We start from the raw sequence: 13149 nt of genomic DNA, 5'->3' as shown, positions 1-13149 counted from the left end.
GTTCCGACGCGCCCGATGTAGCGCAGCCCACCGTCCTCGGGGACGCCGAGCAGGACCGACCCGATTCCCGTGGACCGCCCGCCCTGACCCCGGCGCCACCCGCCGATCACCGCTTCCTGTGTGCGCCAGTTCTTCACCTTGATCCAGCTCGACCCCCGCTTGCCCGGCAAGTACACGGACTCGCGGCGTTTTGCCACGACACCTTCCCAGCCCTTGCCGCGGCTCTCGTCCAGAGCGTCCTGCGCGGACCCGTGCAGTTGCGGCGGAACGACCAGGTCGTCCACCTTGGCCGCCAGGGCTTCGAGGACGCGGCGCCGGTCGGTGTACTTCTTGCGTAACAACGACACTCCGTCGAGATACAGCACGTCGAACGCAAGGAAGTGCGGCTCGTTGCCCTGCTGCAGGAGGCCGAAGTTCGCGACACCCCGCTCGTCGAACGCGACCACTTCACCGTCGAGGACCACCTCGTGGTCGCCGAGAGCGTCTGCCAGCCAACCTAATCGGGCGTAGTCGCGGGTCTTGTCGTTGCCCGCCCGGCTCGTCAGCTTCAGCTCGCCGCCACCGATCTCGGCGATCACCCTGATCCCGTCCCACTTCCCTTCGAACGCCCACTCGTCGGCGTCCAGTCCGTCGAGGGTGCCGGGGCTCGCGAGCATCGGCGACAGTCCGCGCGGCAATTCGGAGGTGTGCGACCCACCCGGTGTCTGATCCTTCATCAGATGCATCAGCCACTGGTCGCCCTTCGTGCGGATCAGCGCGAACCGGCCCTCCACCTGCTCGCCGTGCAACTGGACGATCACCTCGTCGTCCCGCCACTTCTCGGTGTCATAGGTTCCCGTGTCCCAGATGGTCATCTCGCCGCCGCCGTACTCGCCCTTCGGGATGGTCCCGGAGAACGTGAGATATTCGAGCGGGTGATCCTCGGTGTGCACGGCGAGCCGGTTCTCCCCCGTCGTCGTCGGCACGTTCTTCGGCACCGCCCACGACACCAGCACCCCGTCGCGTTCGAGCCGCAGGTCGTAATGCAGACGCCGGGCGTGGTGTTCCTGGATGACGAAGCTGTTGCCCGCCCCCGGCTGCACCGTGTCCGGCATCGGCTCGGGTGTCCGTCCGGGATCACGCTTGCGGCGGTACTCGGCGAGGGTGGCGTCGTCCTCGATCGGCGGATCGAGTCCGGCGAGCAGGTCGCCGTCCGACTCCCACCGTTCGAGCACTTCCTCGAACCGCAACTGTCGTAGGTCGGGGTCGTCGAGTTCGTCCCAGCCCCGCGGCGCCGCCACATACGGCTGGGCGCGCCCCCGCAGCGAATACGGCGCGATGGTGGTCTTGGACGGATTGTTCTGGCTCCAGTCGACGAAGACCTTCCCCGCGCGCACCGCCTTGGCCATGGTGGCGGTGACGAGTTCGGGCCGCAGCTTCTCCAGTCCCGTCGCCACCTGCTTCGCTACGGTCGACGCCCCCGAACCGTCCAGCTTCCGGTCGAGCGGCACGTACAGGTGAATACCCTTGCTGCCGCTGGTGACCGGGTACGCGGTCCAGCCGAGGTTCGCGACCAGGTCGCGCACGGCCCGTGCCACCTCCGCGCATTCGGCCAGGCCCACACCGGGGCCGGGGTCGAGGTCGAAGACGATCCGGGTGGCGGGACCCCGATGTGGTCCGTCGAACCGCCACTGCGGCACGTGCAGTTCGAGTGCGGCCTGCTGCCCCGCCCACGCCAGGGCCGCGACCGAGTTCAGGAGCGGATAGTGCACGGACCGATCCGAGTGCTCGATCGCACGGCGCTCCAACCACGCCGGTGCGGAGGCCGCAAGGTTCTTCTCGAAGAACGGCTCGCTGTCCACCCCGTTGGGCCAGCGTTTACGGGTGGCGGGGCGGTCGACGACGTGCGGAAGCATGGCGGGCGCGATCCGCGTGTAATAGTCGATGACCTCGCCCTTCGTCGTTTCCGATTCCGGGTAGAGGACCTTGCCGAGATTGGTCAGGGACAGGCGATGTCCGTCGACCGTCAGTTGCCGGGTTCCCGCAGTGGCCACGCGCGCCTCCCTCCGCCAATACATACATATTGTGCGCCGCGCGGCCGCTTCGCTGGCCGGATCGCTACCCGCCAGGCAAGATGGCGGGGTGCACCGAGGTCCCAAGACAGCCGTCGCCGCCATATCCGCTGCACTGACATTGCTCGCCGGATCCTGCTCCACCGACACCACGTCGGAGGTCGACGCCCAGGCCGAAGCCTCGACGATTCCCGAAGCGTTCACCAAACTTCCGTCCACCCGCGCGGTCGGCGACTGCGCCCCCGGCAGCGGCGTCACCGCGCGGGACGGCGTCGTCACCATCGCCACCGACAGTCCGTCGTACCAGCCGTGGTTCGTCGACGGTGACCCGTCCAACGGCAAGGGCTACGAGGGCGCCGTCGCCCGGGAAGTGGTCGAGAAGCTGGGATACGGTCCGGACCAGGTGCAATTCGAGACAGTCGGGTTCAACGACGCGCTGGCGCCCGGCGAGAAGAACTTCGACTTCGCCATCGACCAGTTCACGATCGTCGACACCCGGCGCGAGACGGTCGATTTCAGTTCGCCCTATTACGCCGTCACGCAGTCGGTGCTGGCGCTGAAGAACTCTCCCGCCGCGAGAGCCAAATCGCTCGCCGACCTCGCGCCGTTCCGTCTCGGGGCGCAGGTGGGGTCCACTAGTTTCGACGCCATCACCGAGACCGTGCAGCCCCGCCAGGCGCCGGTCAGTTTCACCACCACCGACGATGCCAAGGCCGCCCTGGCCGCGGGCGACATCGATGCGCTGGTGGTGGACATCCCGACCGGATTTCAGATCACCGCCAACGAGGTGAAGGACAGTGTCCTCGTCGGGCAGTTCCCGCGCCCCAACGCCGTCACCGAATTCTTCGGCCTCGTGCTGGAGAAGAACAGCCCGCTCACCGCGTGCGTCTCGGCGGCCGTCGATTCGCTCTACGCCGACGGGACGCTGGACGCCCTTGCCGCCGAGTGGATCACCGACACCGGCGGCGCGCACGTCCTCGACTGATCAGGCGTACAAGTCGACGAACGTCTTCAGGGACTTCTCGATGTCGCCCTTCAGTGCCTTCGCGACACCCGAGCCGATGGGCCCGAACAGCGGTGCGCCACCGAGTTCGATGGTGAACGCCACCTCGGAGGCGTCGCCCTTCGCCTTGACGTCGAGCACCATTCCGAGCTTCACGCCGCCCTTGCCGTCACCCTTGAGAACGATGCGGTTCGGGGCGTCGTACTCCTTGATCGTCCACTTCACGCGGTTGCGGAGTCCCTTGACCGTCACGACGGAACTGATCTCGGTTCCGGCCGTGAGGGTCTCGGGAAGTTCGCCGCGCCAGCCGTCGTGGACGACGAACCACTTGTCGAAGTCCTGCAGATTCGAGGCCTTGTCCCAGGTGTCCTGGGGGCTGAGGGGAACATCGGTCTTGACCGTGAGTTTCGCCATTGGTGCAGCCTAACGGCCTGTGAGTACTTATTAACCGCGGGCGGTTAATAAGTACTCACAGGCCGAAGGCATTAGTGGGAGACGGCCTTCTCCACACCGACACCGGTGAGAGAGCGGACCTCCATCTCGGCCTGCTTGGCGGGATCCTCCGCCTTGCCGCGGCCGATGTAGGTGCCGACGATGCCGAGAACGAACGCCAGCGGGATGGAGACGATGCCCGGGTTGGCGAGCGGGAAGTAGTCGAAGTCGGCGGTCGGGAACATCGACGACGGCTTGCCGGACACGGCCGGGGAGAACGCGATCAGCAGGAGGCAGCTGACCAGGCCGCCGTAGATGCTGAACAGGGCGCCGGTGGTGTTGAACTTCTTCCAGAACAGCGAGTACAGCAGCGTCGGCAGGTTGGCCGAGGCAGCCACCGCGAAGGCGAGCGCCACCAGGAACGCGATGTTCTGGCCCATGGCCATGATGCCGAGGACGATCGACACGAGACCGATCACGACGACCGTGATCCGGGAAACCCGCACCTGGGACTCTTCCGACGCGTGTCCGCGCTTGATGACGCTGGCGTAGATGTCGTGGGCGAACGACGCGGACGCCGTGATCGCCAGCCCCGCCACGACCGCGAGGATCGTTGCGAACGCGACCGCGGAGATGATCGCCAGGAAGATGGTGCCGCCCAGTTCGAACGCGAGCAGCGGCGCCGCCGCGTTCTCCTTGCCGGGTGCTGCGAGGATGACGTCGGGGCCGACCATCTTGGCGGCACCGTAGCCGAGGACGAGCGTGAACAGGTAGAACGCGCCGATCAGTCCGATCGCCCAGGTGACCGAGCGGCGGGCTTCCTTGGCGGTGGGGACGGTGTAGAACCGCATCAGCACGTGCGGCAGGCCCGCGGTGCCGAGGACGAGTGCGATGCCGAGCGAGATGAAGTCGAGCTTGCTCATCGAGCTGATGCCGTACTTGGCGCCGGGAGCGAGGATGTCGCGGCCCGCGATGGCCTCGTTCGTGGAAGTGCTGACCGTCGCCTGGGCGTCGGCGAGCAGCTGGGAGAAGTTGCCGCGCACCGCGAACAGCACGAGGAAGAACATGATGCCGGCTCCGGCGACCAACAGCACCGCCTTGACCATCTGCACGTAGGTGGTGCCCTTCATGCCGCCGACGAGCACGTACACGATCATCAGCACACCCACGACCGCGACGACGACGCCCTGACCGACCTTGCCGTCGATGTTCAGCAGCAGGGCGACGAGTCCGCCGGCTCCTGCCATCTGCGCGAGCAGGTAGAACAACGAGACCACCAGTGTGGACAGCGCCGCGGCCATCCGCACGGGACGCTGCTTGAGGCGGAAGCTCAGCACGTCCGCCATCGTGAACCGGCCGGTGTTGCGGAGCAGTTCCGCGACCAGCAGCAGGGCCACCAGCCAGGCGACAAGGAAGCCGACCGAGTACAGGAAGCCGTCGTAGCCGTACACGGCGATGGCGCCGGCGATGCCGAGGAACGAGGCGGCCGACAGGTAGTCGCCGGCGATGGCGAAACCGTTCTGCGGTCCGGAGAACTGACCGCCGCCGGTGTAGAAGTCCGAGGCCTTCTTGGTGGTGCGGCTCGCCCGGATCACGATGGTCATCGTGATCACGACGAACGCCACGAAGATGGCGATGTTGAGGAGCGGGTTGCCGACGTCGGTGCCGACTGCGAGCGTGGTGATCACTTGAGGGGTCCTTCCAGCTCGTCGCGGATCGCGGCGGAGCGCGGGTCGAGTTCCCGGTTGGCGAACTTGACGTACAGCGCGGTGATCACGAACGTGGTCACGAACTGGCCGAGACCGAGGATGATGCCGAGGTTGATGTTGCCGATCACCTTGGTGGCCATGAACTCGGGCGCGTACGTGGCCAGCAGGACGTACGCCGCGTACCAGGCGAGGAAGAACGCCGTCATCGGGAAGACGAAACTACGCAGGCGGTGTCGCAACTCCTGGAACTCGGGGCTCGCCTGCATGTCTACGAAGGCTTGCGCATCAGGAGCGCTCCGCTTCTGCGGTGCGCCCTCACTGAGATCGGCTGTGGTCACTGCAGACTCCTTGGTCGTGTGAAGTGAACTGGTTACCGACGTTAGTGAGAGTTGAGTCACAGAAATAGGTTGTGGTGTCTGTCACACGGCGAGCTGCCGGACTGTGCGCCGAACGGTCACCCGACCGCGACAAGCGGCTCCGCCACCCGTGCGCCTTTCTGGTTGCGGGAGCTACCAAAAGGGCTCACGGGGAGCGGAGCTCCCTCTCGCGGTCGGAGCCCACCTCGAGGCGCTCGGGGGCGTGCATGCGGGTGAAGATCCGGCTGAGGTCGGCGGGAATCTGACGCTTCGTCACCTTGCTGATCAGCACCATCGTGACGAAGGCCAGAGGAACGCTGACGGCGGCCGGATACGCGACCATCGCCGCGGGCCAGCCGTTCCAGACGTCGACGGTGAAGCCGCCGAGCACCGAGATCCCGGCGGCACAGCCGGCGACGAGCCCGCCTGCGACCATCCCGGCACCAGCCCCGGCGGCGGTCAGACCACGCCACCAGATGCCGAGCACGAGCAGCGGGCAGAGGGTCGACGCCGCGACCGCGAACACCAGCCCCACCGTGCGCGACAGGTCCAGCGACGTCACCGCCAGCGACAGCACCAGCGGCACCGCCCCGGCCAGGACTGCGGCGATGCGGAAGTCCCGGATCCGTCCGCGCAGGACGTCGGTGCTGAGCACCCCGGCGATGCTGACGAGCAGACCGGACGACGTGGACAGGAACGCCGCGATGGCCCCGGCGGCCACCAGTGCGGCGAGGAGTTGCCCGGCCCACCCTGAGATCACGGAGCCGGGCAGCAGCAGGACCGCGGCGTCGGACGTGCCGGTGATGAGCAGCTGCGGCACGTACAGCCGCGCGAACACCCCGAGCAGCGTCGGGAACAGGTAGAACACTCCGAGCAGCCCGACCACGGCCAGCGACGTCAGCCGCGCGGCCCGCCCGTCGGGGTTGGTGTAGAACCGGACGAGCACGTGCGGCAGCCCGAGCGTGCCGAGGAAGGTGGCGAGGATCAGCGAGTACACCTGGTACATCGGGTGGTCGCCGCCGAATCCCCAGCCGGGGGCGATCCAGTCGGAGTTGTCGGCGGGAGCGCCCGCGACCACGGGAACCGGTGCGCCCGCCTCGAGGGTCATCGACGTGCCCTCGCCGAGGTGGTGCTCGCCCGGCTCGAGGCGAACCTCCCCGGTGGCCGGGACCCCGTCGATCGTCCCCGACCCGCCGACCGTCACCGGTTCGGACACCTGCACGACGACGTCGGTGGTGATGTCGACGGTGGTCTGCTCGCTCACGGTGGGCGGTGCGGCGGCGCCCAGTTCGTGGTGGTCGCCGAAGAAGTACACCGACAGCACGAGTGCCGGGATCGCGACCGCGGTGAGTTTCAGCCAATACTGGAAGGCCTGGACGAACGTGATGGACCGCATGCCGCCGCCCACCACGTTGGCGATGACGATGAGCCCGACGACGACGGCCCCGACCCAGGTCGGCACTCCGAGCAGGATGTTCAGGGTCAGTCCTGCGCCCTGGAGTTGCGGGACGAGGTACAGCGCGCAGACGGCGGCGACGACGAGCATCGCCAGGGTGCGGAGCCGGCGGGAGCCGAGCCGGAACTCGGCGAAGTCGGGCACCGTGTACGCGCCGGAGCGTCGCAGCGGTGCGGCGACGAACAGCAGCAGCCCGAGGTAGCCGGCCGTGAACCCGATCGGGTACCAGAGGGCGTCCGCACCGTATTTCGCGATCAGTCCGGCGACGCCGAGAAAGGATGCGGCCGAGAGGTACTCGCCGGAGATGGCGGCGGCGTTCCACCGCGGTCCGACGCTGCGGGACGCGACGAGGAAGTCGGAGGTGGTGCGCGCCAACCGCACTCCGTAGATGCCGATGGCCACCGTCGCGATCGCGGCGGCGCCGAGCCCGGCCAGGGTCAGCCAGGGAATGGGTTGGTCGGGGGTCACGGGATGCTCAGTCGTCCACCAGGTCGGCGAATTCCTGTTCGTTGCGCTCGGCCTGCCGCACGTAGATCCAGCCGGTGGTCAGGAGCACCGGGTACACGAGCGCCCCGAGCACCACCCACGGCAGCCGGACCCCCAGCACCGCCACGTCGGACAACGCCGGGAACAGGAACATCACGAGCGGCACCGCGCACAGCAGGCACGCCGCGAGGAGCGCGAGCCGGATGGCCAGCACGAGCTGGGTGCGCACGAGTCCCCGGATCATCGCGTCCCCGACCGCGGTCTGTTCCTGCACCTCGACGCGGGTGCGGACGATCCGGGCACCGCGGCGCTGGGCGAGGACGACCCGCACCCGCTCGGGCGAACTCATCGCGCGGTCCAGGTTTGCTTCGGCGCCCGGACCAGCCGGTCCTTGAGCATGCGCGTGTGCCTGCGGCTGACAGGCAGTTCGACGGGCGGGTGGTCGCCGTGCGCGCGGAGGCACACGACGAGACCGTTGCCGACGGTCCGGATTCCGGTGACCCGCGGCAACGCGACGAGGTACGAGCGGTGGACCCGCAGGAACCCGGCGTCCGCCCAGCGCGTCTCGAGCGCCGAGATGGGGATGCGGACGAGGTGGGAGCCGTCCGCGGTGTGCAGTCGGGCGTAGTCGCCGTCCGCTTCGACCCACTCGACGGAGGACCGGTGCACGAGTGTGGTGATACCGCCGAGTTCGACCGGGATCACCTCGTCGGTGGGGGCGGCCGGTCCCGCGTCGACCCGCCTGCGGCGCCCCTCGACGATGCGGCGCACGGATTCCGCCAGCCGCTCCTCGCGCAGGGGTTTGAGGAGATAGTCGACGGCTCCGAGGTCGAATGCGGCGACGGCCCGGTCGTCGTGGGCGGTCACGAACACCACCTGCGGTGGGGACGCGAAATTCGCGAGGATCCCGGCCAGCTCGAGTCCGTCGAGTCCGGGCATGTTGATGTCGAGGAAGACGGCGTCGATCTCGCCGTCGCGGAGGATGCGCAGCGCCGTGGTGGCATCTCCCGCGGTCCGGATGTCCCCGACCGCGTCCTGGGCGCGCAGCAGGAACGCCAGCTCGTCGAGGGCGGGTTTCTCGTCGTCGACGGCCAGCACGGTGAGGGGTGCGTCCGGAGACTTGTCGTCAGTGTGGTTCACAACGACAGCAATCGTCGCACGGACCCTCCCTGTTCATGTCGAGATCCCCCGCCGGAACTTCGGGACGCGCATGCTCACCTTGGTGCCCGCACCGGGGGCGGTCTCCACCACGAGTCCGTAGTCGTCGCCGAACGCGGCGCGCAGGCGGTCGTCGACGTTGGCGAGCCCGACGTGCGCCGCCTCCTTCACCCCCGACGTCTCGGCCACCGAGTCCAGCGACCCCGACCGCAGCAGTTCTGGATCCATGCCGACGCCGTCGTCCTCGACGCTGATCACGCAGTCGGTGCCCTCGTCGGCGGCGACGATGCTGACGGTGCCGCCGTCCGGTTTGGCGGCGATTCCGTGCCGCACCGCGTTCTCGACCAGCGGTTGCAGCGCGAGGAACGGCAGCACCACGTTCAGCACCTCCGGCGCCACCTGCAATTTCACGGCGAGGGCGTCGCCGAACCGGGCGCGCTCGAGGGTGAGGTACCGGTCGATGTTGCGCAGTTCGTCGGCGAGCAGGGTGAATTCCCCCGCCGAACGGAACGAGTACCGCGTGAAGTCGGCGAACTCGAGGATCAGCTCCCGGGCGCGATCGGGGTCGGTGCGGACGAACGACGCCACCGTGTTCAGCGCGTTGTAGATGAAATGGGGGCTGATCTGTGCGCGCAGCGCCCGGACCTCGGCGCGGTCGAGTCGGGCGCGGGACGCGTCGAGGTCGGCGAGTTCGATCTGGCTGCACGCGTACCGGGCGACTTCCGTGACGGCGCCGAGCATGCCCGGGCCGGGGTCTTCCGTGGTGACGATGCCGAGGACCCCGACCACGCCGATGGCCTCGATGAGCAGGGGCTGGGCGATCAACCCTCGCACCGCGTTGTCACCCGCGCCCCGGACGAGGCCGCCGTACGCGACGAGCACCCGACGCTCCCCGTCGACGGCGCGGGCGGCCGCGTCGTGCAGTTGTTCGGTCATGGCCTCGTGCGGTCCGCTCCACGCGAGGAGGTCACCGCCGGCGTCGAAGACACCCAGCGCCTGCGCGCCGGTCAGCTGGCGAAGGTGCGGCGCGGCCTCCTCCGCCGACGTCTCGTCCAGCCCCCGCCGCAACGGCCGCGCCGCCAGCGACGCAGTGTGGAGGGTCGTGTGAACGGCCCGTTCGGTGGGTGTCGTCAGCTCGCGCCGGGCGCGCAGCCACACGGCGGTGAACGCGAGGACGGGAATGAGGACGAGCAACGCGACGACGGCGACGACGGTTCCCGTCATTCGCCGGCGTCCAGTCGGGCGATCAGGGTTTTCGGGGCGACGGCGCGGTAGGCGTCCTCGACGATGTCGGCGACGTCGTCCCAGTCCTGCGGGACGTCGAGATAGACGCCGATCCACCCGCGTCCCCCGACGTACGGCGGGACGAAGAACCTGCCGGGGTCACGCTGCACCCAATCCTGCTGCGCGCCCGGCGGAGCCGCCGCCCAGAACGCCACCCGGTCGTCGTGGTGGCGGTCGGCGAGTGACGCGAACTGCGGCGCCTTGCGGACGAACCACGCCGGTTCGCCGTGACTGACCCGTTCCGTCGCCTCGGGCAGGACGAGGCACAGCGTCCGCAGCCGTTCGAGGTCGGCTTTCTTCACGGTGTACCTCCCTCGGGACACGTGTCGGGGGCGGGCACGTCGGCGAAGCGGTCGGCGATCCACTGCACCGCGCCGGGGACGGAGCGCCCGTCGGCGTGCCCTTCCCCGGGCCGGGAGTCGAACTCGACGATGTCGCCGAGTGCGCACGCGCGGTCGACGGCCTGCGAAGTCCATTGCGGCAAAATGAGGTTGTCCCGCTCCCCCACCACGACGAGCATCGGCCCGCCCGCGCCGTTCTTCGGCACGGCGATGTCCTCGAGCCATCCTCGCATGCGCTCGGCGTCGGCCTCCGTCCGCGGTCCCGTGTCAGCCGGGGTGAGTTGGGTTGCCACCGTCCACTTCTCGGGGAGTTTCGCGGCGACGCACGACAGCGTGACGTCGGGTGTGGCGGCGAGGGCGCCGCGCATGTAGTCGTCCGGATTCAGCTCGGGGTGCACCACCTTCAGTCCCTCGAGGAGGTACGGGAGGAACATCTTCTGCGGCAACGACAGTGGTTCGACGGTCCCGTCGGCGACGATCCCCGACAGATCGGCCGCGGGTGACAGGTTCGCCGAGCCGACGAACTCGAGCCCGTCGCCGTAGTTCTCGGCGTGCTCGGCCGCGGACCACGACGCCTGACCGCCCTGCGAGACCCCGATCGCCGCCCAGCGCGTCGACGCCTCCGGCACCACGTTGCGCGCGGCCCGGACCGCGTCGATCAGGTCGTAGGCGGCGGTGTCGGGTTCGAGGTAGGGATGCGGGCCGTCGGTGCCGAGTCCCTGGTAGTCGGTGACGGTCACGACGTAGCCCCGCTGCAGCAGCGGGCGGACGAGGTTCGTCGTGCCCAGCAGGGTCGGTGACGACGAGGGGGCGCACTCGTCGGTGACGCCGGTGGTGCCGTGCCCGACCGTGACGACGGGCCTGCCGCCGTCCGGTGCGGGGCCGGCGGGAGTGAACACCGTGCCCACGACCTCCGAGCCGCCGCCGTCGACACCGGACGTCGACCGGTAGACGACCCGGGTGGCGGTCGCGCCGAGGGCGGTGATCGCCGGATCGATATCGGGCACCGGCTCCTGGCTCGTGAGCGCGCCACGCTGATCGCCGGTCGGCGCCGAAGAGCCGGCAGGACCGGAATCCGCGGCCACCGAAGTTGTGGGAGACGGGCTCGGGGACGCCTCGTCCGTGGCGCAGGCGGTCAGCGCCACGACAGCGGTAAGGGCGACCACGGCGGTTCGCACCGGACGCACACCCACCTCGCACCTCATTCGCGACGTCTCCGCACCCGCTCCTCGGCTGCTGCCTCCTCCACATCGAGGCCTTCCAACACGCTACGCATCACCTCGTCGTCGAGCGTTCCCGCGTCGCGGGCGGCGATGATCGCCTCGCGCTGCGCGCGCAGGGCGGCGCGACGGTAGTGGTCGAACAGTGCGCCGGCCCGCTGCTTCTCCGCGGCGTCCTCCGCCTCCTCGGCCTGGAGCCTGGCCCGCATCGACCGCCGCACCCGTTCGAGGATGTCGGTCAGGTCGGCTCGGTCGATTCCCTCCGGCGGGTGTTCGGTGAAGTCGACGAGCGCCCGTTCGCCTGCGTCGCGGGAGATCGCGCGGGCCAGTTTCACCTGTTCCTCCTCGCGCTCGCGTTCGCCGGGATCCGCCAGATCGAGTTTCCGGATCAGCAGCGGCATGGTGGCACCTTGGATCAGTAGAGTGCCGACGGCCACGACGAACGCGATCGCCTGGATCACCTCGCGTCCCGGAAACGGCTGTCCGCTCGCGATCACCACGGGCACACCGGACGCGGCGGCGAGGGTGACGACCCCGCGCATCCCCGCCCAGGACACGACGAGGCTTTCCCGCCACCCGAGTTCCACCGAGCCGCCGGGCGCCTCGATCGCCAGCCCGACTCGGCGGCGGAGCCAGTGCAGCAGGATCCACGCCGGCCGTATCGCCATGACCACGGCGAGGACTGCGAAGCCGTAGAAGAAGACGTGGTGCACCGGTAGGCCCTGGTCGCGGACGTCGTCGATGACGAACTTCAGTTGCAGTCCCATGTAGGCGAACACGAACATCTCGAGCAGGAGATCGACGCTCTCCCACAGCGACCGTTCCTGGATGCGGGTGGCCACGGAGGCGTCGGTGGCCTTGTGCCCCATCAGGAACCCCGCGGCGACCACCGACAGCACACCGGACGCGTGCACCTCCTCGGCGGCGAGGTACGCGGCGAACGGGAGCATCAGCCCCAGCACCGTTTCCAGCGGGGAGTCGTACATGCGGTGGCGCACCCACTCGACGATCTTGGCGAGCACCAGCCCGATCAGGACCCCGCCGACCACCTCGTAGCCGAAGAACACGACGGGATGGACCGGGATCTTCGCCCCGACGACGGCAGAGACGGCGACGGTGAACAGGGTCAACGCGGTGGCGTCGTTGACGAGTCCCTCGCCGGTGAGGATTGCGATCACCCGGTTCGGCAGGCCGAGCCTGCGGCCGACCGCGACGGCACTGACCGCGTCCGTCGGCGCGACGACGGCGCCGAGGACCAGCGCGGCGCCGAGGGTGAATTCGGGGACCAGCCAGTTGGCGAAGAAGGCCACCCCGATGGCGGTCGCCAGGACGGTGAAGATCCCCAGCCGGAGAATCGGTGCGAGGTGGCGCCGGAACGTGGCCACCGAGAACTTGAGCGCCGCGGAGTACAGCAGCGGCGGCAGCACCACACCGAGGATCGCGTCCGGGTCCAGTTCGAGCCGCGGCATCCCGGGGATGAACGACGCCACCGACCCGATGGTGACGAGGACCAGCGGCGCCTGGAGGTCGCGGCGCTTCGCGAAACTCGTCACGGCAATGGCCGCGATGATGACGAGAAGCACGAGGACGCCGTTCACGACACCGATTCTGCCGCGCCCGCCCGCCGTGTGCGGGTCATCTCCGAAGACGCGC

Annotated in this window: 12 protein-coding genes; 1 reads left to right on the top strand and 11 read right to left on the bottom strand. The window is 69.0% G+C overall.

Going from position 1 to position 13149, the window contains the following annotated elements; translation table 11 throughout:
• Nucleotides 1–2033: ATP-dependent DNA ligase (locus tag AC1D1G_RS31680; RefSeq protein WP_477955145.1), on the bottom strand; the 2033-nt coding region annotated here is incomplete at its 3' end.
• Between the two features lie 88 nt (nucleotides 2034–2121).
• On the opposite strand from AC1D1G_RS31680, the gene AC1D1G_RS31675 reads away from it, so the two are divergent.
• Nucleotides 2122–3036: an ABC transporter substrate-binding protein gene (locus AC1D1G_RS31675; RefSeq protein WP_283351540.1), complete on the top strand. Its 915-nt coding sequence runs from the start codon at nucleotides 2122–2124 to the stop codon at nucleotides 3034–3036.
• Here the strand turns inward: AC1D1G_RS31675 and AC1D1G_RS31670 are convergent, their stop codons facing one another.
• The 10 genes from AC1D1G_RS31670 to AC1D1G_RS31625 all read right to left on the bottom strand — a co-directional run bounded on the left by AC1D1G_RS31670 (nucleotide 3037) and on the right by AC1D1G_RS31625 (nucleotide 13094).
• Nucleotides 3037–3468, bottom strand: a complete 432-nt coding sequence (locus AC1D1G_RS31670) for a type II toxin-antitoxin system Rv0910 family toxin (protein ID WP_283351539.1) — start codon at nucleotides 3466–3468, stop codon at nucleotides 3037–3039.
• Nucleotides 3469–3539: 71 nt separating this feature from the next.
• Nucleotides 3540–5174, bottom strand: a complete 1635-nt coding sequence (locus AC1D1G_RS31665) for a solute symporter family protein (protein WP_280778551.1) — start codon at nucleotides 5172–5174, stop codon at nucleotides 3540–3542.
• A complete protein-coding gene (locus tag AC1D1G_RS31660; RefSeq protein ID WP_105414256.1) occupies nucleotides 5171–5533 on the bottom strand; it encodes a DUF485 domain-containing protein in 363 nt (120 codons plus the stop codon). Before AC1D1G_RS31660 ends, AC1D1G_RS31665 begins: the two co-directional genes overlap by 4 nt.
• A gap of 184 nt (nucleotides 5534–5717) precedes the next feature.
• Nucleotides 5718–7475 (bottom strand): sodium/solute symporter, encoded by a 1758-nt coding sequence (locus AC1D1G_RS31655; protein ID WP_477955141.1) that lies wholly within the window; start codon nucleotides 7473–7475, stop codon nucleotides 5718–5720.
• A 7-nt stretch (nucleotides 7476–7482) separates the two neighbouring features.
• Nucleotides 7483–7842 carry a hypothetical protein gene (locus AC1D1G_RS31650; protein WP_317570957.1) on the bottom strand — a complete coding sequence of 120 codons (360 nt, stop codon included), beginning with the start codon at nucleotides 7840–7842 and terminating at the stop codon, nucleotides 7483–7485.
• Complete coding sequence (locus AC1D1G_RS31645) at nucleotides 7839–8633, bottom strand: LytR/AlgR family response regulator transcription factor (RefSeq protein WP_005244000.1); 795 nt, start codon at nucleotides 8631–8633, stop codon at nucleotides 7839–7841. Before AC1D1G_RS31645 ends, AC1D1G_RS31650 begins: the two co-directional genes overlap by 4 nt.
• 33 nt (nucleotides 8634–8666) lie before the next feature.
• Nucleotides 8667–9875 carry a sensor histidine kinase gene (locus AC1D1G_RS31640; protein ID WP_477955138.1) on the bottom strand — a complete coding sequence of 403 codons (1209 nt, stop codon included), beginning with the start codon at nucleotides 9873–9875 and terminating at the stop codon, nucleotides 8667–8669.
• The gene (locus AC1D1G_RS31635; RefSeq protein WP_477955136.1) at nucleotides 9872–10237 is read right to left on the bottom strand and encodes an MmcQ/YjbR family DNA-binding protein; all 366 of its coding nucleotides are present in this window, start codon (nucleotides 10235–10237) and stop codon (nucleotides 9872–9874) included. Before AC1D1G_RS31635 ends, AC1D1G_RS31640 begins: the two co-directional genes overlap by 4 nt.
• A complete protein-coding gene (locus tag AC1D1G_RS31630; protein WP_477955134.1) occupies nucleotides 10234–11481 on the bottom strand; it encodes a lipase family protein in 1248 nt (415 codons plus the stop codon). The genes AC1D1G_RS31635 and AC1D1G_RS31630 overlap by 4 nt, the downstream gene beginning before the upstream one ends.
• Nucleotides 11478–13094 carry a Na+/H+ antiporter gene (locus AC1D1G_RS31625; RefSeq protein WP_418339464.1) on the bottom strand — a complete coding sequence of 539 codons (1617 nt, stop codon included), beginning with the start codon at nucleotides 13092–13094 and terminating at the stop codon, nucleotides 11478–11480. The genes AC1D1G_RS31630 and AC1D1G_RS31625 overlap by 4 nt, the downstream gene beginning before the upstream one ends.
• Nucleotides 13095–13149 lie beyond the last annotated feature (55 nt).

This window comes from Rhodococcus sp. P3_B8, assembly GCF_056402775.1.
This window is presented reverse-complemented; position numbering and strand designations above follow the sequence as displayed.

Bases quoted from the DNA above. Each gene is read 5' to 3' on its own strand.
- AC1D1G_RS31670 (WP_283351539.1), bottom strand. From the start codon at position 3,468: ATGGCGAAACTCACGGTCAAGACCGATGTTCCCCTCAGCCCCCAGGAC.
- AC1D1G_RS31650 (WP_317570957.1), bottom strand. From the start codon at position 7,842: ATGAGTTCGCCCGAGCGGGTGCGGGTCGTCCTCGCCCAGCGCCGCGGT.
- AC1D1G_RS31640 (WP_477955138.1), bottom strand. From the start codon at position 9,875: ATGACGGGAACCGTCGTCGCCGTCGTCGCGTTGCTCGTCCTCATTCCC.
- AC1D1G_RS31630 (WP_477955134.1), bottom strand. From the start codon at position 11,481: ATGAGGTGCGAGGTGGGTGTGCGTCCGGTGCGAACCGCCGTGGTCGCC.